At 70.1% G+C, this 16,995-nt stretch carries 18 protein-coding genes; 15 read left to right on the top strand and 3 right to left on the bottom strand.

Going from position 1 to position 16,995, the window contains the following annotated elements:
• Positions 1 to 54: 54 nt before the first annotated feature.
• Complete coding sequence (locus tag JHN45_RS18095) at positions 55 to 1,080, top strand: alpha/beta fold hydrolase (protein WP_200713842.1); 1,026 nt, start codon at positions 55 to 57, stop codon at positions 1,078 to 1,080.
• 33 nt (positions 1,081 to 1,113) lie between these two features.
• Here the strand turns inward: JHN45_RS18095 and JHN45_RS18100 are convergent, their stop codons facing one another.
• On the bottom strand, positions 1,114 to 1,770 hold the full coding sequence (locus JHN45_RS18100; protein WP_200713843.1) for a helix-turn-helix transcriptional regulator: 657 nt from the start codon (positions 1,768 to 1,770) through the stop codon (positions 1,114 to 1,116).
• Positions 1,771 to 1,993: 223 nt separating this feature from the next.
• Here JHN45_RS18100 and JHN45_RS18105 point away from each other — a divergent pair, with 223 nt between their 5' ends.
• Complete coding sequence (locus JHN45_RS18105) at positions 1,994 to 2,656, top strand: hypothetical protein (protein ID WP_201049728.1); 663 nt, start codon at positions 1,994 to 1,996, stop codon at positions 2,654 to 2,656.
• 39 nt (positions 2,657 to 2,695) lie between these two features.
• Here the strand turns inward: JHN45_RS18105 and JHN45_RS18110 are convergent, their stop codons facing one another.
• Complete coding sequence (locus JHN45_RS18110; RefSeq protein WP_201049729.1) at positions 2,696 to 3,457, bottom strand: cache domain-containing protein; 762 nt, start codon at positions 3,455 to 3,457, stop codon at positions 2,696 to 2,698.
• A 39-nt stretch (positions 3,458 to 3,496) separates the two neighbouring features.
• A complete protein-coding gene (locus JHN45_RS18115) occupies positions 3,497 to 4,240 on the bottom strand; it encodes a FadR/GntR family transcriptional regulator (RefSeq protein WP_200713846.1) in 744 nt (247 codons plus the stop codon).
• Between the two features lie 113 nt (positions 4,241 to 4,353).
• On the opposite strand from JHN45_RS18115, the gene JHN45_RS18120 reads away from it, so the two are divergent.
• The 13 genes from JHN45_RS18120 (at position 4,354) to JHN45_RS18180 (ending at position 16,992) form a co-directional block, all read left to right on the top strand.
• On the top strand, positions 4,354 to 5,391 hold the full coding sequence (locus JHN45_RS18120) for an ABC transporter ATP-binding protein (protein WP_201049730.1): 1,038 nt from the start codon (positions 4,354 to 4,356) through the stop codon (positions 5,389 to 5,391).
• Positions 5,392 to 5,462: 71 nt separating this feature from the next.
• The gene (locus JHN45_RS18125; protein ID WP_307783128.1) at positions 5,463 to 6,656 is read left to right on the top strand and encodes an ABC transporter substrate-binding protein; all 1,194 of its coding nucleotides are present in this window, start codon (positions 5,463 to 5,465) and stop codon (positions 6,654 to 6,656) included.
• Between the two features lie 3 nt (positions 6,657 to 6,659).
• Positions 6,660 to 7,523: an ABC transporter permease gene (locus JHN45_RS18130; RefSeq protein WP_200713849.1), complete on the top strand. Its 864-nt coding sequence runs from the start codon at positions 6,660 to 6,662 to the stop codon at positions 7,521 to 7,523.
• Positions 7,524 to 7,534: 11 nt separating this feature from the next.
• Positions 7,535 to 8,350 (top strand): ABC transporter permease, encoded by an 816-nt coding sequence (locus JHN45_RS18135; protein ID WP_200713850.1) that lies wholly within the window; start codon positions 7,535 to 7,537, stop codon positions 8,348 to 8,350.
• Between the two features lie 49 nt (positions 8,351 to 8,399).
• Positions 8,400 to 8,753 (top strand): VOC family protein, encoded by a 354-nt coding sequence (locus tag JHN45_RS18140; protein ID WP_200713851.1) that lies wholly within the window; start codon positions 8,400 to 8,402, stop codon positions 8,751 to 8,753.
• A 106-nt stretch (positions 8,754 to 8,859) separates the two neighbouring features.
• Complete coding sequence (locus JHN45_RS18145; protein ID WP_201049732.1) at positions 8,860 to 10,020, top strand: FAD-binding oxidoreductase; 1,161 nt, start codon at positions 8,860 to 8,862, stop codon at positions 10,018 to 10,020.
• A complete protein-coding gene (locus JHN45_RS18150; RefSeq protein ID WP_201049733.1) occupies positions 10,017 to 10,325 on the top strand; it encodes a (2Fe-2S)-binding protein in 309 nt (102 codons plus the stop codon). Before JHN45_RS18145 ends, JHN45_RS18150 begins: the two co-directional genes overlap by 4 nt.
• A complete protein-coding gene (locus JHN45_RS18155) occupies positions 10,318 to 11,724 on the top strand; it encodes an NAD(P)/FAD-dependent oxidoreductase (RefSeq protein WP_201049734.1) in 1,407 nt (468 codons plus the stop codon). Before JHN45_RS18150 ends, JHN45_RS18155 begins: the two co-directional genes overlap by 8 nt.
• Positions 11,725 to 11,765: 41 nt before the next feature.
• Positions 11,766 to 12,662, top strand: coding sequence for a dihydrodipicolinate synthase family protein (locus JHN45_RS18160; RefSeq protein ID WP_201049735.1), 897 nt, complete (start codon positions 11,766 to 11,768; stop codon positions 12,660 to 12,662).
• A 36-nt stretch (positions 12,663 to 12,698) separates the two neighbouring features.
• A complete protein-coding gene (locus tag JHN45_RS18165; RefSeq protein WP_201049736.1) occupies positions 12,699 to 13,700 on the top strand; it encodes a proline racemase family protein in 1,002 nt (333 codons plus the stop codon).
• A gap of 58 nt (positions 13,701 to 13,758) precedes the next feature.
• On the top strand, positions 13,759 to 14,451 hold the full coding sequence (locus tag JHN45_RS18170; protein WP_201049737.1) for a GntR family transcriptional regulator: 693 nt from the start codon (positions 13,759 to 13,761) through the stop codon (positions 14,449 to 14,451).
• An 86-nt stretch (positions 14,452 to 14,537) separates the two neighbouring features.
• Entirely contained in the window at positions 14,538 to 15,536 is a 999-nt protein-coding gene (locus tag JHN45_RS18175; RefSeq protein ID WP_200715892.1) for a LacI family DNA-binding transcriptional regulator, read from the top strand.
• A 109-nt stretch (positions 15,537 to 15,645) separates the two neighbouring features.
• Complete coding sequence (locus tag JHN45_RS18180) at positions 15,646 to 16,992, top strand: ABC transporter substrate-binding protein (protein WP_201049738.1); 1,347 nt, start codon at positions 15,646 to 15,648, stop codon at positions 16,990 to 16,992.
• Positions 16,993 to 16,995 lie beyond the last annotated feature (3 nt).

Here is a 16,995-nt window from a genome sequence, read left to right on the forward strand (position 1 = left end):
GGAGGAAGGGCTTTCGGCCGTCCGCGGACGGCCAGGTGAACGGGAGGTGGGTGGGTGGAGGACGTCCCGGCACGGCGCCCGGCGCGCGCCGCACGGCTGCGCCCGGTGGGCGACGCGGAACTCACGCTCCAGTACCGCGTCGTGCACGGATACCGCCGTGCCTTCCGCATGGCCGGCTCGGGCCCGGCGCTCGTCCTCATCCACGGCATCGGCGACTCCTCGGCCACCTGGGCCGAGCTGATCCCGCACCTCGCCCGCACCCACACGGTGATCGCCCCCGACCTCCTCGGCCACGGCGCCTCCGACAAACCACGGGCCGACTACTCGGTCGCCGCCTACGCGAACGGCGTGCGCGACCTGCTCACCACCCTCGGCATCGAGTCCGCGACCCTGCTCGGGCACTCGCTGGGCGGGGGAGTGGCGATGCAGTTCGCCTACCAGTTCCCCGAACGCACCGAACGGCTCATCCTGGTCAGCGCGGGCGGCGTGGGCCGCGAGGTCAACCCCGTGCTACGGCTCGTCACTCTCCCGGGTTCCCATCTCGCCCTCTCCGCACTGCGGTTGCCTGGCATGCGCCTCCAAGTCGGCCTCGCCGTGGGCCTGATGAGACTCCTCGACACCGACCTCGGCCAGGACGCCCCCGAACTCCTCACCCTCGTCGACGCGTTGCCCGACGAGACCGCCCGCAACGCCTTCATCCGCACCCTGCGCGCGGTCGTCGACTGGCGCGGCCAGGTGGTGACCATGCTCGACCGCTGCTATCTGACCGAGGGCATGCCGACCATGCTGCTGTGGGGCGACCGCGACAGCGTGGTGCCGGTACGGCACGCCCACGGCGCCCACGAGGCCATGCCGGGCAGCCGGCTGGAGATCTTCGAGGGGGCGGGGCACTTCCCGTTCCACACCGACCCGGCCCGATTCCTGGCCCTGGTCGCGGAGTTCACCGGCACCACCACCCCGGCCCACTGGAGCCGCGAGCACTGGCGTGACCTCCTGTGCGAGGGCCGGCCCGGTGTCACGGCCCAGGGCGACGCTACGGAACGGGACCTGCGGGAGGCGAGCGAACGCAGCGCCACCTGACGAGACGTCAATTCCCTTTCCCGCGGCCCCGGATCACGCCTCGGGGCGCTTGACGCTCTCCAGGAGCATGTCCAGCCACTCGGCGACCTTGTCGCGGTGCTGGTCGGTGGGCAACTGCGCGGCGCGCCAGGCGATTCCACGCACCCCGTGGTCCTGCAGCAGCCGCTCCAGCGGGTCCCCCGCGGCCACGGCCGCTGCCCGCTCGCGGTCGGCGAGCTTCTGCAGCAGCTCCTGCTCGGTGCGCTGCAGGGCGCCCGCGAGAGCCTCGGGGTCCTCGGCCGTGAGGAACCCGGCGTGCACGCGGAAGAAGCGCTGGAGCGCGTCGCAGTGCTCCATGGTGGGACGCCGGTCGCCGTTGATGAGCGCGCCCGCCTGCTGGCGGGACATGCCGGCGCCGTCGGCGATCTCCTGCTGGGTGTACTTGCGCCCGTTGGGCTTGAGCCTGGTGCGGCGCAGCAGGTCGAGGCGTTGCAGGAACCGGGCCTGCACATCGGGCTCGCCCGCGGGACGACCGCTCAGCAGGGCCCTGACCACGGGGTCCGGGACACCGGAGGCCACGGAGAGCCGGCCCACGTGGAAGACCTCGGCCTGCGGAACGTCGAGCCGCTCGGCCAGCGCGGTGACGCGGTCGACGACGGCGGGCAGCACGGCATTGGCCGTCGTGCCCGGTACCTCGAAGCCATCCGACACCGACAGATCTCCTACGTCTCTCACAGGCTTCTCACAAACGGTGGCCGTGAACATCCCGGAGGGTAGCGGTTCGTTCGAACTCGCATCCAGGTCTCGCCACAACTGTGGCCAATTTCAGCCGTCAACCATCATGAAATGCCACGATAGTTGACACGGCAAGAGTCGGCGCAGCAGGATCAGGGCGCCGCGAGAAGGCCGCATAGGCAAGAGGGGTGACCTCCCGATGGCGTACCAGGCAGGTGGGCAGCGGTCCGCACCGCGGCCCGCCCCCGAGAGTCCCGAGGCCCAGGCGTATCTGCTGGACTACGCCACGCTGTTGGAGGCCGTCCCCTTTCCCTCCGTCGTCATGGACCACCGCTGGGACGTGGTGTTGACCAACGGCGCGTTCAAGTCACTTTTCCGGGCGGTCGGTTCGCATCCGACGGCCATGCCGGGCGACAACTTCCTTCGGTTCGTGCTCTTCCACCCCGACGCGAGCACGGTTCTCGGTGAGCACGAGTCGAGTTGGTGCCTGCCGATGCTGGCCCACTTCGCCTCCGTGGTGGAGACCCACGGCCACGACCACGGCCTGCAGGCGATCCGCCGTGACATCGCCCAGGACCCGATCATGGAGGCCGCCTACCGGCAGGGCCTGCCGCACTGGATCCGCGCGGTGGGCGAGGAGGCCGTGGAACACGACGGCGCGGTCCGTCCCGTGCTGCACCCCGACCCGCGCTGGGGCGTCACGGACTGCCGGGTCGTCGGCGAGACCCCCAAGACCCTTGAGAACATGGGCTATACGCGGCTGACCCTGGTCCTGCGCGAGGCCCGCCGCACCCCGCCGCCCAGGACGCGCAGGCCGGTACGCGGCGCGGGACACCTGAGGGTGGTCCCGGCGGCCGAGTGAGGACCGCCCCAACTCACTGTCTGGCTACGGGAGTCGGGGTCAGCGCTCGGCGACGACCAGGACCAGCGGCACCCCGTCGCACGGCACCAGCCGCAGCCCTCGCGCATACCCCGCCCGGCCCGCCGCCAGCGCCTCCGCGAAGTCCGGTCCCTTGCTGAGCGAACCGACCAGATGGCGCGGGTCGGTGGACGCGGCGACCCGGCCCCGCGCGTTCACCAGCCGTGCCGGACCGGGCAGTTGGCGCAGCATCGGCATCACGGCCGCCTCGAAGTGCCGTAGGTACACGTCAGCCGCGGCCACCCCCTCGAACCGCCCCTCCACATGCACCGGCGCCGACAGGGTGAGGCTGTACTCGTCCGAGCAGAGGTAGTCGACGTACGGTCCGGCGACCGCCCGCTCCCCGGTGTCACGGGGCAGCGCGAACCAGTCCCAGTGCGTGTAGTCGGCGTACGCCGAGTGCTCGGGATCGAGGTCGAGCAGCAGCGGCCGGATGCCCCCGTCGGCGGTCGTCTGCCACCACTCAAGCCACGCCGGTACGTCGCTCAGCAGCCCCGGTGCGGCGACGAAGCCGACGCCGGACACCAACTCGTGCCGGGCCAGCCGGAGATGGAGGCCGGGACGGAGTGCGGCGAGGTCGACGGTCGCGGGGCGGCGGCCCTGTGCGGACACCTTGGCGAGCAGGGCCGTCGTGTCGGCGCGGGTGGCGGCCACGGCGTCGAACACGGACTCCAGGGCCGAGCGGACCCCTGCAGCGACGGACTGCTCGGGTGCCGTGGCCGGCGGTGCCGTCGCGAGGCTCATGCGTGCCCTCCAGCAGACGGGGAGCGGACGCGGCGACGGCTACAGGGCCAGCCGCTCGGCGATCAGCCGCGCCGTCGATTCCTGCACGCACCGCTCGGCCAGCTCCCTGGCCGAATCGTGGGCCCCATCTTGCACGGCCGAGATTACGGAGCGGTGACGGTCTGCGGCTTCTTCACGATATTCGTCGCTGCCGAGCACCAGGCACAGCAGCGCACCGACCTCGGTCTGCAACGCGACCTGTTCCCGGGTGAGCCGGGCCGACTGCGCGGCGGCGGCCAGCTCGACATGGAACCGGCCGTAGACCCGGCCGCGCGCCGCCGCATCCTCGGCGTGCGTCAACTCCTCGGCCGTACGCCGTAGTTGGACGAGATCCTCGGGCTCCGTGCGCTCCGCGGCGAGCCGGGCCGCGGTGCCGGACAGGGCGGCCCAGTGGTCACCGAGGTCGCGCAGTTCCTCGGTGCTCCAGCCGCGCAGCCGGACCTTCAGCCGCTCCCCGCCCGGCACTTCGGGCAGTGACACGAAGCTGCCGCCGCCGCGCCCGCGCCGGGTGGTGACCAGACCCTGCTGGCGCAGTGCCATCAGCGCCTCCCGCAGGGTCACCGTGGACACACCGAGCTGCCCGGCGAGCTCGCTCTCGCCCGGCAGTTGCTCGCCGTCGGCGAGCAGTCCGAGCTCGATGGCGTCCCCGAGCCGGCTGACGACGGCGTCGACCCGCGCCCGGTTGTCGACCGGGGCGAAGACGGCTTTTCGGGCGCCGCCGTTGAGGTGCTGCTGCTGGTTCACGGCCACCACCTTGCACGTTGACTCAAGCTTTACCCTAAGGGGGCCTTGAGCTTTGAACTATGACTTCATATGTTTCCGTGCAACGTCACAGAGCACCAGAAAGGTTCCCGCCCATGGAGGGGATTGCGATCCGGCTGCGGGATCTGCGGAAGTCGTTCGGCGAGACGACCGCAGTGGCCGGCGTCGACCTGGAGATCAGGGACGGCGAGTTCTTCTCGATGCTCGGCCCGTCCGGCTCGGGCAAGACGACCGTGCTCCGCATGATCGCCGGCTTCGAGAGCCCCACCGGCGGCACCATCGAACTCGCCGGCCAGGACGTCACCGGCCTCGCCCCCTTCGAACGGGACGTCCACACCGTCTTCCAGGACTACGCCCTCTTCCCGCACATGACCGTCGAGCAGAACGTCGCCTACGGCCTCAAGGTCCGCAAGGTCCCCAAGGCCGAACGACTCCTCCGCGCCCGAACAGCCCTCTCCGAGGTACGACTCGAGGGCTACGGCGCCCGCCGCCCCGCCCAGCTCTCCGGCGGCCAGCGGCAACGCGTCGCCCTCGCCCGCGCCCTCGTCGGCCGCCCCCGCCTGCTGCTGCTCGACGAACCGCTCGGCGCCCTCGACCTGAAACTGCGCGAGCAGATGCAGGTCGAACTCAAGGCGCTCCAGCGGGAGGTGGGCATCACCTTCGTCTTCGTCACCCACGACCAGGAGGAGGCTCTGACGATGAGCGACCGCATCGCCGTCTTCGACCAGGGCCGCATCCAGCAGGTCGGCACCCCCGCCGAGGTCTACGAGCGTCCCGCGACCCCGTTCGTCGCGTCCTTCGTCGGCACCTCCAACCTGCTGGCGGGCGAGGCGGCCGAACGGATCGTCGGCACCACCGGCACGTACAGCATCCGGCCCGAGAAGATCCGCGTCCTCAAGGACTCCGACGGGACCGGCGAACCGGACCACGAGAGCGCCGCAGGCACCGTCGCCGAGGTCGTCTACCTCGGGGACTCCACCCGCTTCCTCGTCGACCTCGACGCCGGCGGCCGGCTCACCGCACTCCAGCAGAACCTGGAGACCTCCGCCGAGGACGTGGCCGCCTACCGCGGCAGCCGGGTGCGATTGCAATGGCACGGGCGCCACACGGTGCACGTCCCCGACCCCCGCTGACCCGCCCGCTCCTCCCCGCGTCCCTCGCCGATCCACTCGCTCACCCATCTCCTCCACCCATGGAGAACGCCGTGCGTCTCACCCGAACCCTCCAGGTGACGGCCTGTGCCGCCGTCCTGCTCGCCGCCACCGCCTGCGGCTCCTCCGACAGCAGTTCATCGGGCGGCGGCCTCAACCCCCCTGACCTCAAAGCCCAGTCCAAGCTCGGCAAGAGCGAGGGCGAGGTCAACCTCATAGCCTGGGCCGGCTACGTCGAGGACGGCTCCAACGACCCCAAGGTCAACTGGGTCAGCGACTTCGAGAAGCAGACCGGCTGCAAGGTCAACTCCAAGGTCGCCGCCAGCTCCGACGAGATGGTCAAGCTGATGAAGACCGGCGAGTACGACGCCGTCTCCGCCTCCGGCGACGCCTCCCTGCGCCTCATAGCCTCCGGCGACGCCGCCCCCGTCAACACAAGCCTGGTCCCCAACTACAAAGACATTTTCCCGGACTTGAAGCTCCAGGCCTGGAACTCGGTCAAGGGCAAGGCCTACGGCATCCCGCACGGCCGCGGCGCCAACCTGCTGATGTACAACACCCAGAAGGTCACGCCCGCCCCGACCTCCTGGGCCGCGGTCTTCGACGACGCCTCGAAGTACAAGGGCCATGTCACCGCGTACGACTCGCCGATCTACATCGCCGACGCGGCCCTCTATCTCAAGGCCACCAAGCCGGAGTTGAAGATCAAGGACCCCTACGCGCTCGACCAGACCCAGTTCGACGCCGCCGTCGCCCTGCTGAAGAAGCAGAACGCGGACATCGGCGAGTACTGGAGCGACTACCTCAAGGAGATTTCCGCCTTCAAGAGCGGCGACTCCGTCGTCGGCACCACCTGGCAGGTCATCGCCAACCTCACCGCCGACGAGGGCACCAAGATCAAGGCCTTCGTGCCCAAGGAGGGTTCCACCGGCTGGTCCGACACCTGGATGATCTCGGCCAAGGCCAAGCACCCCAACTGCGCCTACAAGTGGCTGAATTGGATCGTCTCCCCGAAGGTCAACGCCCAGGTCGCCGAGTACTTCGGCGAGGCACCCGCCAACTCCGAGGCCTGCGCCGAGACCAGCGACAAGAACTTCTGCACCACCTACCACGCCGCCGACACCGCGTACTGGAAGAACATCGCCTTCTGGAACACGCCCATCGAGCAGTGCCTCGACGGCCGCACGGACGTCAAGTGCGTGCCGTACGCCAAGTGGGTACAGGCCTGGACCGAGATCAAGGGCTGACCCATGTCCCTGCTGAACCGGACCGCGGGGGCGCTGTACCGGCGCCCCCGGCTGCGGCTCTCCCTGCTGCTCACCGCCCCCCTGCTGTGGCTCGCGGTGCTCTATCTCGGCTCGCTGAGCGTGCTGTTCGTCTCCGCGTTCTGGACGACGGACTCCTTCACCTCCGAGGTGGTGAAGGTCTGGTCGACCGACAACTTCCACGAGCTGTTCACGGTGCCCGTGTACCGCCAGGTCATCCTGCGCAGCATCGGCGTCGCGCTCGCCGTCACCGTCCTGTGCGCGGTGATCGCGTTCCCACTCGCCTTCTACACGGCCCGAGTTGCCAAGCCGAGCCGGCGTCCGCTGCTGGTGGTCGCCATCCTCACCCCGCTGTGGGCCAGTTACCTGGTCAAGGTGTACGCGTGGCGGCTCATCCTGTCCCAAGGCGGCCTGGCCGACTGGATGTTGAAGCCGTTCGGGCTCAGCGGCCCCGGCTTCGGACTCCCCGCGGCCGTCCTCACGCTCACGTACCTCTGGCTGCCGTACATGGTGCTCCCGATCCACACCGCACTGGAGCAGCTGCCCGCCAACCTCCTTGACGCGTCGGCGGACTTGGGCGCGCGGGCCGGGCGGACCTTCCGCTCTGTCGTGCTGCCGATGGTGTTGCCGTCCGTCGCCGCCGGGTCGATCTTCACCTTCTCGCTCAGCCTCGGCGACTACATCACCGTGCAGATCGTCGGCGGCAAGACCCAACTCATCGGCAACCTCGTCTACTCCAACATCGAACTCAACCTGCCCATGGCCGCCGCTCTTGGAACGGTCCCGGTCGTCGTCATCGTCGTGTACCTGCTCGCGATGCGCCGCACGGGCGCGTTGAGCAGTCTGTAGAGGAGCCCGTCGTGCAACTCTCCCGTTCCGCGCGCATCGCCCTGCGCGTGGCCGCCGGGTTCGGCTTCGCGGTGATCTACGTCCCGCTCCTGCTCGTCCTCGTCAACTCCCTGAACCCGGACCGCAGCGCGAGCTGGCCGCCCTCCAGCCTGACCCTGCACTGGTGGTCCGTCGCCTGGCAGAACTCCGGCGCCCGCGCGGCACTCTGGGTCTCGGTGAAGGCCGGCCTCGGCGCCACCGCCATCGCCCTGGTGCTCGGCACCCTGATCGCCTTCGCGGTCGCCCGGTACCGCTTCTTCGGCCGCGGGGCCATCTCCTTCGTGGTCGTGCTGCCGATCGCCCTGCCCGGCATCGTCACGGGCATCGCCCTCAACTCGGCGTTCAGCACGGTACTCGAGCCGCTCGGCGTGGGCCTCGGCCTGTTCACTGTGATCGTCGGACACGCCACCTTCTGCATCGTCGTCGTCTTCAACAACGTCGTCGCCCGCCTCAGGCGCACCTCCGGGTCGTACGAGGAAGCCGCGATGGACCTGGGCGCCGACACCTTCCGCGCCTTCGTCGACGTCACCTTCCCGCTGGTGCGCTCGGCGCTCCTGGCCGGCGGACTGCTCGCGTTCGCGCTGTCCTTCGACGAGATCGTGGTGACCACCTTCACCGCGGGACCCGGCATCGAGACCCTGCCGATCTGGATCTTCAACAATATGACCCGACCCCAACAGGCGCCGGTCGTCAACGTGGTGGCCGCGGTGCTCGTCCTGCTCTCGGTCCTCCCGATCTACGTCGCACAGCGGCTGTCCGCCGACACGGCCACCGCCAGTCGGGTCTGACGCCCTGAACACCTGCTTTCCGGGGCGCCGGCCGGTCTAAGCTCTGCGGATGACCTTGGAATGGGAACAGGTAATCGTGCACTCGGAGGACCCGGCGGCCCTGGGCCAGTGGTGGGCCACGGCTCTCGGCTGGGTGGTGGTCCACTCCGACGACGACGAGTTCGAGATCCGTCCGGCGCCGGACCGCCTGCCGGGCATCGACTTCGTACGGCTCGCCGAGAGCAAGAAGTCAAAGAGTCGACTGCACCTCGACTTCAGGCCCGACGACCAGGCCGCCGAGGTGGCCCGTCTGGAGGCCCATGGCGCACGGCGGGTCGACATCGGCCAGGGCGAACAGTCGTGGGTCGTCCTGGCGGACCCCGAGGGCAACGAGTTCTGCATCCTCGGGCAGCGGCGCCAGTAAGCACTCCTGAAGGAGTGGTGTCCCGGTCCGCCGCGGCCCACCGTCCTCGCGGTGACATGCGCGCGGGGACATACTCAGCCAGAGAGGTATGTGACATAGTACTGATGTGAGCAAGCGACTGACCTGCGATGTCGTGGTCGTCGGAGCCGGAGTGGTGGGCGCGGCCTGCGCCCTCTACGCGGCCCGGGCAGGCCTCGATGTCGTCATCGTGGATCGCGGCCCGGTGTCCGGCGGCACGACCGGCGCCGGTGAGGGCAACCTGCTCGTCTCCGACAAGGAACCCGGCCCCGAACTCGACCTCGCCCTCCTCTCCGCCCGCCTGTGGACGCAACTCGCCGAGGAACTGGGGGAGTTCATCGAGTACGAGGCGAAAGGCGGCCTCGTCGTGGCCTCCACGCCCAGCGGGCTCACCGCCCTGGAACGCTTCGCCGAGCAGCAGCGCGCCGCCGGAGTCGTCGCGGAACCGGTCGACGCCGAGGCCCTGTACGAGCTCGAACCCCGCCTCGCCCCCGACCTCCCGGGCGGCGTGCACTACCCCCAGGACCGCCAGGTGATGCCCGCACTGGCCGCCGCCCACCTCGCCCGGGCGTCCGGCGCCCGCCTGCTCACCGGCCGCACGGTGACGGCTGTACTCCGCAAGGCCGATGGAACGGTCCAAGGCGTTCGCACCGCCCCCGGCGACATCCTCGCCCCGACCGTGATCAACGCAGCCGGCACCTGGGGCGGCGAACTCGCCGCCCTCGCAGGCGTCACCCTCCCCGTCCTCCCGCGCCGCGGCTTCGTCCTCGTCACCGAACCGCTCCCGCGCCTGATCCACCACAAGGTGTACGCCGCCGACTACGTGGCCGACGTGGCCAGCGACTCGGCCGCCCTGCAGACCTCACCCGTCGTGGAGGGCACTGCCGCCGGGCCGGTCCTGATCGGCGCCAGCCGTGAACGCGTGGGCTTCGACCGGGAGTTCTCGCTGCCGGTCGTCCGGGCGCTGGCGGCGGGCGCGACCCGGCTGTTCCCGTTCCTGGCCGACGTACGGGCCATGCGCTCCTACCTCGGCTTCCGCCCCTACCTGCCGGACCACCTCCCCGCCATCGGCCTCGACCCCCGCGCCCCCGGCCTCGTCCACGCCTGCGGACACGAGGGCGCCGGCATCGGACTCGCCACCGGCACCGGGCACTTGATCGCCCAACTCCTCGGCGGCAAGACCCCCGACCTCGACATGACCCCCTTCCGCCCCGACCGCTTCCAGGACGACGACGAGGAGGTCGAATGAGATCCGGATCCCCACGAGACCTCGCCGACGCACACCCGGGACCGGCCTTCACGGTCACCCTGGACGGCCGCGAGATCGAGTCAGCCCCCGGCCAGACCGTCGCCGCCGCACTCTGGTCGGCGGGCGTGACGTCCTGGCGCACCACCCGGACCGGAGGCGCGCCGCGCGGCGTCTTCTGCGGCATCGGCGTCTGCTACGACTGCCTCGTCACCGTCAACGACCGCCCGAACCAACGGGCCTGCCTGGTGCCGTTGCACCCGGGCGACGCCATCCGCACACAGGACGGAACGGGCCACGATGACTGACCGACCGCACCTCGCCGTGATCGGTGCGGGCCCGGCGGGACTCGCCGCCACCGTGGCCGCCGCGGCACACGGCGTCCGCGTCACGCTGATCGACTCGGCCTCGCGGGCGGGCGGCCAGTTCTACCGACAGCCCGCCGCCGAACTGAACGCCCGCCGCCCGCAGGCCCTGCACCACCAGTGGCGGACGTGGGAGCGGCTCAGCGATTCCCTCGCACGACACGTGGAGGCAGGCCACGCAACCCACTTGACGGATCATCATGTCTGGTTCGTGGAGCGCCGGTTGGACCGCTTCACCGTGCACGCCCCGGTAGGTCCCGCACAGGAGCACCCGGTCGAGGTCCGTGCCGACGCCGTCCTCCTCGCCACCGGCGGCTACGAGAAGGTCCTCCCCTTCCCCGGCTGGACCCTCCCCGGAGTCCTCACCGCGGGCGGCGCCCAGGCCATGCTCAAGGGTTCCCTCGCCGTCCTGGGACGAACCGCCGTGGTCGCAGGGACCGGTCCACTCCTCCTCCCCGTGGCGACCGGTCTCGCCGCGGCCGGTGTCGAGGTGGCCGCGCTTGTCGAGTCCGCCGACCCCAAGGCGTTCCTACGACGGCCCCGAGCGCTCGTGGCGCAGCCCGGCAAGGTCGCCGAAGGTGCCCAGTACTCGGCCCAACTCCTGCGCCACCACGTCAAGTTGCTCACCCGGCACACCGTCGTCGAGGCGCACGGCGACGAGCGGCTGGAAGCGGTGACCGTCGCAGCGCTCGACACCGACGGACGGGTCCGCCCGGGCACCGAACGGCGTCTCGCCTGCGACACCCTCGCCGTCGGCCACGGCATGCTCCCGCACACCGACCTCGCCGAGACCCTCGGCTGCGGGCTTGAAGGGCTCGCCGTCCGCGTCGACGACGAACAGCGCACCGACGTCCCCCGCGTCTGGGCGGCCGGCGAGACCACCGGCATCGGCGGCGCGGAACTCGCCCTTGCCGAGGGGCATATCGCGGGACGCTCGGCCGCCGCCCGTCTGACTGGTGCCGTACCCGACCCGCGTGAGTGGGCCACGGCCGCCAAGTCCCGTACGGGACTGCGGGAGTTCTTCGCCGCCCTCGACACCGTGTACGCGCCGCCCACCTGTTGGACCGATCTCGTCACCGACGACACGATCGTGTGCCGCTGCGAAGAGGTGACCGGAGGCGCGATCCGCGAGGCCGTGGCCGGGCTCGGCGCCGGTGACGTACGCACCGTGAAGCTGCTGACGCGGGCCGGGATGGGCTGGTGCCAGGGGCGGATGTGCGGGCCCGCCGTCGCGGGGCTCGTCGGGTGCGAACTCACCCCGTCCCGGCGGCCGTTCGCGCGGCCCGTGCCGCTCGGCGTGCTGGCGCACGCCGGTGAGACCGAGGACGACGAGCACCAATGACATGTCACACCCCATTGCCCCCCATTGAGATGAGGCGCTCCATGACCACCACCCCGAACCGTCCCTGGCGCGGCGTTCTCGTCGCCACCGCGCTTCCGCTGACCGACGAACTCGCCGTCGATTACGACAAGTTCGCCGAGCACTGCGCCTGGCTGGTCGACAACGGCTGCGACGGTGTCGTACCGAACGGCTCGCTCGGCGAGTACCAGGTGCTCACCCCGGAGGAACGGTCCAAAGTCGTCGAGACAGCCGTCGCCGCGATCGGCGGCGCGCGGGTGATGCCCGGTGTCGCCGCCTACGGCTCCGCCGAGTCCCGCCGTTGGGCCGAGCAGGCCCGCGACGCCGGCTGCGCCTCCGTGATGCTGCTGCCGCCCAACGCCTACCGCGCCGACGAGCGTTCGGTCCTCGCGCACTACGCGGAGGTCGCGAAGGCGGGCGTGCCGATCGTGGCGTACAACAACCCCATCGACACCAAGGTCGACCTGGTGCCCGAACTCCTCGCCAAGCTGCACGGCGAGGGGTACATCCACGCCGTGAAGGAGTTCTCCGGTGATGTCCGCCGCGCCTACCAGCTCGCCGAACTCGCGCCGGAACTCGACCTGTTGATCGGCGCCGACGACGTCCTGCTGGAGCTGGCGCTCGCAGGTGCGAAGGGCTGGGTCGCCGGATACCCGAACGCGCTGCCCGCTGCGAGCGTCGAGCTCTACCACGCGGCCGTCGACGGCGACCTGGCCACCGCGAAGAAGCTCTACGAGCAGCTGCACCCGCTGCTGCGCTGGGACTCCAAGGTCGAGTTCGTGCAGGCCATCAAGCTGTCCATGGACATCGTCGGACGACACGGCGGACCGGTGCGCCCGCCGCGCGTCCCGCTGCTGCGCGAGCAGGAGGTTGTCGTGCGCGCCGCCACCGAGAAGGCGGTCGCGGCCGGACTCGCGTAAGTACCCTCGCATCGGCACCGATCCACCAGGAGCGTCATGCGCAGCAAACTCGTCCTGCACGCCGTCGACTCGCACACCGAGGGCATGCCGACTCGGGTGATCACCGGCGGCATCGGCGCCATCCCCGGCGCGACGATGAACGAGCGGCGGCTGTACTTCCGCGAACACCGCGACCACATCCGGCAGTTCCTAATGAACGAGCCGCGCGGCCACTCCGCGATGAGCGGCGCGATCCTGCAGCCGCCCACCCGCCCCGACTGCGACTGGGGCGTCGTCTACATCGAGGTCTCCGGCTATCTCCCGATGTGCGGGCACGGCACGATCGGTGTGGCCACCGTGCTCGTCGAGACGGGCATGGTCGAGGTCGTCGAGCCGGTCACCACGATCCGCCTCGACACCCCGGCGGGACTCGTCGTCGCCGAGGTCGCGGTCGAGAACGGCGCCGCGAAGAACGTCACTCTCAAGAACGTCCCGTCGTTCTCCGTCGGCCTCGACCGCAAGATCGCACTCGCCGACGGGCGGACGGTGACATACGACATGGCGTACGGCGGCAACTTCTACGCCATTCTGCCGCTGGACCAGTTCGAGCTGCCCTTCGACCGGTCCCGCAAGGACGACATCATCAAGGCCGGCCTGTCCCTCATGGAGGCGATCAACGACCGGGACGAGCCCGTCCACCCGGAGGACCGGTCCATTCGCGGTTGCCATCACGTCCACCTGTACGCGTCCGACGCGACCGCCCGGCTCTCGCGGCACGCGATGGCGATCCACCCCGGCTGGTTCGACCGCTCGCCCTGCGGCACGGGCACCAGTGCCCGCATGGCGCAGCTCCACGCGCGCGGTGAACTCCCGCTGCACACCGAGTTCGTGAACGAGTCCTTCATCGGCACCCGGTTCACCGGACGGCTCCTCGGCACCACCGAGGTCGCCGGGGTTCCCGCCGTACTTCCCAGCTTCACCGGCCGCGCCTGGATCACCGGCACCGCACAGTACTCGCTCGATCCCACCGATCCGTTCCCGGGCGGGTTCATCCTCTAGCCCGGGGATAATGGTGGGTCACGCGTGACATTGCACCACTTGTACACCAGGAGATTCGATGGCCGTCCAGCGCACCGGCGCCCCGCCCACCCACGCACCGGATCTGCCCGCGCTGGGCGGGAAGAGCAGTTACCGCGAGCGGGTCGCCGACGCGCTCAGGGCCGCGATGGTCGCGGGGGAGCTGCGGCCCGGCGAGGTGTACTCCGCGCCGACGCTCGCCGCCCGCTTCGGCGTCTCGGCCACACCGGTGCGCGAGGCCATGCTCGACCTCGCCAAGGAGGGGCTGGTCGACACCGTCCCGAACAAGGGGTTCCGGGTCACCGCGGTCTCCGAGAAGCAGCTCGACGAGTACACCCACGTCCGCGCCCTGATCGAGATCCCCACGGTGGTGGGGCTGGCCGGGACCGCCGACCCCGTCTCGCTGGAGGCGCTGCGGCCCGCCGCCCGCGAGATCGTCCACGCGGCCGTGGCCGGTGACCTCATCGCGTACGTCGAGGCCGACACCCGCTTCCATCTCGGGCTGCTCGCCCTGGCCGGCAACGCCCATCTCGTCGAGGTCGTCGGCGATCTGCGCAAGCGGTCCCGCCTCTACGGACTCACCGCCCTCGTCAAGGAGGGACGCCTGCTGGCCTCCGCCCAGGAGCACCTGGACCTCCTGGACGCGCTGTTGGACCGTGACAAGCGGGCCGTGCGCGAGATCATGACCCGCCACCTGGGACATGTCCGCGGTCTGTGGGCCGCGCACGACTGACATCGGGGTCGTGACGCGGTGAACCAGTTCCGGTCACTTGCCCCATGGCGCAAACCACTTGCGTCACTTGCGCTATTCTTGCGCACATGACGCGACGACTTGCTGAGGTGGCGAAGAAGGTCGGGGTCAGCGAGGCCACGGTCAGCCGGGTACTCAACGGCAAACCCGGAGTCTCCGACTCGACCCGGCAGTCGGTGCTGTCGGCCCTGGACGTCCTCGGCTACGAGCGGCCCACCCAGCTGCGCGGTGAACGCGCGCGACTGGTGGGCCTGGTGCTGCCCGAGCTGCAGAACCCCATCTTCCCCGCCTTCGCCGAGGTGATCGGCGGCGCGCTCGCCCAACTCGGCCTCACGCCCGTGCTCTGCACCCAGACCAAGGGCGGGGTCTCCGAGGCCGACTATGTGACGCTGCTGCTGCAACAGCAGGTCTCCGGCGTCGTGTTCGCCGGTGGCCTCTACGCCCAGGCGGACGCGCCACACGACCACTACCGGCTGCTCGCCGAGCGCAACATCCCGGTCGTCCTGCTCAACGCGGCCATCGACCACCTCGGTTTCCCCGCCGTCTCCTGCGACGACGCGGTCGCCGTCGAGCAGGCCTGGCGCCACCTCGCCTCCCTCGGTCACGAGCGCATCGGGCTGGTCCTCGGTCCCGCCGACCACATGCCGTCGGCACGGAAGTTGACCGCAGCGCGGGCCCTGTCCCCGGACCTGCCCGACGAGTTCGTGGCGCGCGCCATCTTCTCCATCGAGGGCGGCCACGCGGCGGCCTCCCGGCTGATCGACCGCGGTGTCACCGGCATCATCTGCGCCAGCGACCCGCTCGCGCTCGGCGCGGTAAGGGCCGCCCGCCGCAAGGGACTTGACGTCCCGTCACAGATTTCCGTCGTCGGTTACGACGACTCCGCGTTCATGAACTGTACCGAGCCCCCGCTGACCACCGTCCGCCAGCCCATCGAGGCCATGGGCCGCGCCGCCGTCGAGCTCCTGAACTCACAGGTCGGCGGCGCCGTCGTACCCGCCGAAGAGCTGCTCTTCGAACCGGAACTGGTGGTCCGCGGTTCCACCGCGCAAGCCCCGCGCAGCTGACAGGCGCCCTGCTGTCGAATAATTACAGATTCTGCGCGACATCTTGCGGAGAGATGTCGGCGGTGCTTGAGTGTGGGCGCCCACCGCTCCTGCCCAGAGGGGTCCACCGATGAGAAGCACCGGGTTCCGCCGTACCTTCGCCGCGATCGGCGTCTGTTCTCTCGCGCTCACCGCCGCCGCCTGCGGGTCCGGCGACGACTCGGCGAGCGGCAAGACACGCATCACGGTCAACTGCGAGCCGCCCAAGAGCGCCAAGGTCGACCGCAAGTTCTTCGACTCCGATGTCGCGGCCTTCGAGAAGAAGAACCCGGACATCGACGTCGTCACCCACGACGCGTTCCCCTGCCAGGACCCGAAGACCTTCGACGCCAAACTCGCCGGCGGCCAGATGGAGGACGTGTTCTACACGTACTTCACCGACGCCAAGCACGTAGTGGACATCAACCAGGCGGCCGATCTCACGCCGTACATCAAGGAGTTGAAGAGCTACGACACTCTTCAGCAGCAGCTGCGCGACATCTACACCGTCGACGGCAAGATCTACGGCATTCCGCGCACCGGCTACTCGATGGGCCTGATCTACAACCGCAAGCTCTTCCAGCAGGCCGGCCTCGACCCCGACAAGGCACCGACGACCTGGGCCGAGGTCCGCGCCGACGCCAAGAAGATCGCCGCGCTCGGCAACGGCACCATCGGCTACGCCGACTACAGCGCCCAGAACCAAGGGGGTTGGCACTTCACCGCCGAGATGTACTCACAGGGCGGCGACGTCGTCAGCGCCGACGGCAAGAAGGCCACCATCGACACCCCGCAGGGCCACGCCGTGCTGCAGAACCTGCACGACATGCGCTGGACCGACAACTCGATGGGCAGCAAGCAGCTCCTCGTCATCAACGACGTGCAGCAGCTGATGGGTTCGGGCAAGCTCGGCATGTACCTCTCCGCCCCGGACAACATCCCGATCCTGGTCAAGGAGAAGGGCGGCAACTACGACGACCTCGCCCTCGGCCCGATGCCCGGCGGCCAGGGCACGCTCATCGGCGGCGACGGCTACATGTTCAACAAGCACGACACGCCCGCCCAGATCCGCGCCGGCCTCAAGTGGCTCGACAGCATGTTCCTCACCCCGGGCAGCGGCTTCCTCGGCGACTACGCCCGCGCCAAAGCGGCCAACGCGCCCGTCGGACTGCCTGAACCGCGCCTGTTCACCGGCGCCGCCGACGCCAAGGACCAGCAGGTCAAGAAGGCCAACTCCAATGTCCCGGTGCAGAATTACCAGGCCTTCCTGGACGGCAACCAGTCCCTCCAGATGAAGATCGAGCCGCCGGACGCCCAGCAGATCTACTCCGTCCTCGACTCGGCCGTCTCCGCCGTCCTCACCAAGAAGGACGCGAACATCGACCAACTCCTCAAGGACGCCTCCGGAAAGATCGACGGCATCCTGGCCCGGGGCTGACCC

The sequence above is a fragment of the Streptomyces sp. MBT53 genome, assembly GCF_016654115.1.
Classification (GTDB): domain Bacteria; phylum Actinomycetota; class Actinomycetes; order Streptomycetales; family Streptomycetaceae; genus Streptomyces.

Excerpts from the sequence above, each read along its gene's own strand:
- JHN45_RS18105 (WP_201049728.1), top strand. The coding sequence starts at position 1,994 with ATGGCGTACCAGGCAGGTGGGCAGCGGTCCGCACCGCGGCCCGCCCCC.
- JHN45_RS18110 (WP_201049729.1), bottom strand. The coding sequence starts at position 3,457 with ATGAGCCTCGCGACGGCACCGCCGGCCACGGCACCCGAGCAGTCCGTC.
- JHN45_RS18120 (WP_201049730.1), top strand. The coding sequence starts at position 4,354 with ATGGAGGGGATTGCGATCCGGCTGCGGGATCTGCGGAAGTCGTTCGGC.
- JHN45_RS18130 (WP_200713849.1), top strand. The coding sequence starts at position 6,660 with ATGTCCCTGCTGAACCGGACCGCGGGGGCGCTGTACCGGCGCCCCCGG.
- JHN45_RS18140 (WP_200713851.1), top strand. The coding sequence starts at position 8,400 with ATGACCTTGGAATGGGAACAGGTAATCGTGCACTCGGAGGACCCGGCG.
- JHN45_RS18150 (WP_201049733.1), top strand. The coding sequence starts at position 10,017 with ATGAGATCCGGATCCCCACGAGACCTCGCCGACGCACACCCGGGACCG.
- JHN45_RS18155 (WP_201049734.1), top strand. The coding sequence starts at position 10,318 with ATGACTGACCGACCGCACCTCGCCGTGATCGGTGCGGGCCCGGCGGGA.
- JHN45_RS18160 (WP_201049735.1), top strand. The coding sequence starts at position 11,766 with ATGACCACCACCCCGAACCGTCCCTGGCGCGGCGTTCTCGTCGCCACC.
- JHN45_RS18165 (WP_201049736.1), top strand. The coding sequence starts at position 12,699 with ATGCGCAGCAAACTCGTCCTGCACGCCGTCGACTCGCACACCGAGGGC.
- JHN45_RS18170 (WP_201049737.1), top strand. The coding sequence starts at position 13,759 with ATGGCCGTCCAGCGCACCGGCGCCCCGCCCACCCACGCACCGGATCTG.
- JHN45_RS18175 (WP_200715892.1), top strand. The coding sequence starts at position 14,538 with ATGACGCGACGACTTGCTGAGGTGGCGAAGAAGGTCGGGGTCAGCGAG.
- JHN45_RS18180 (WP_201049738.1), top strand. The coding sequence starts at position 15,646 with ATGAGAAGCACCGGGTTCCGCCGTACCTTCGCCGCGATCGGCGTCTGT.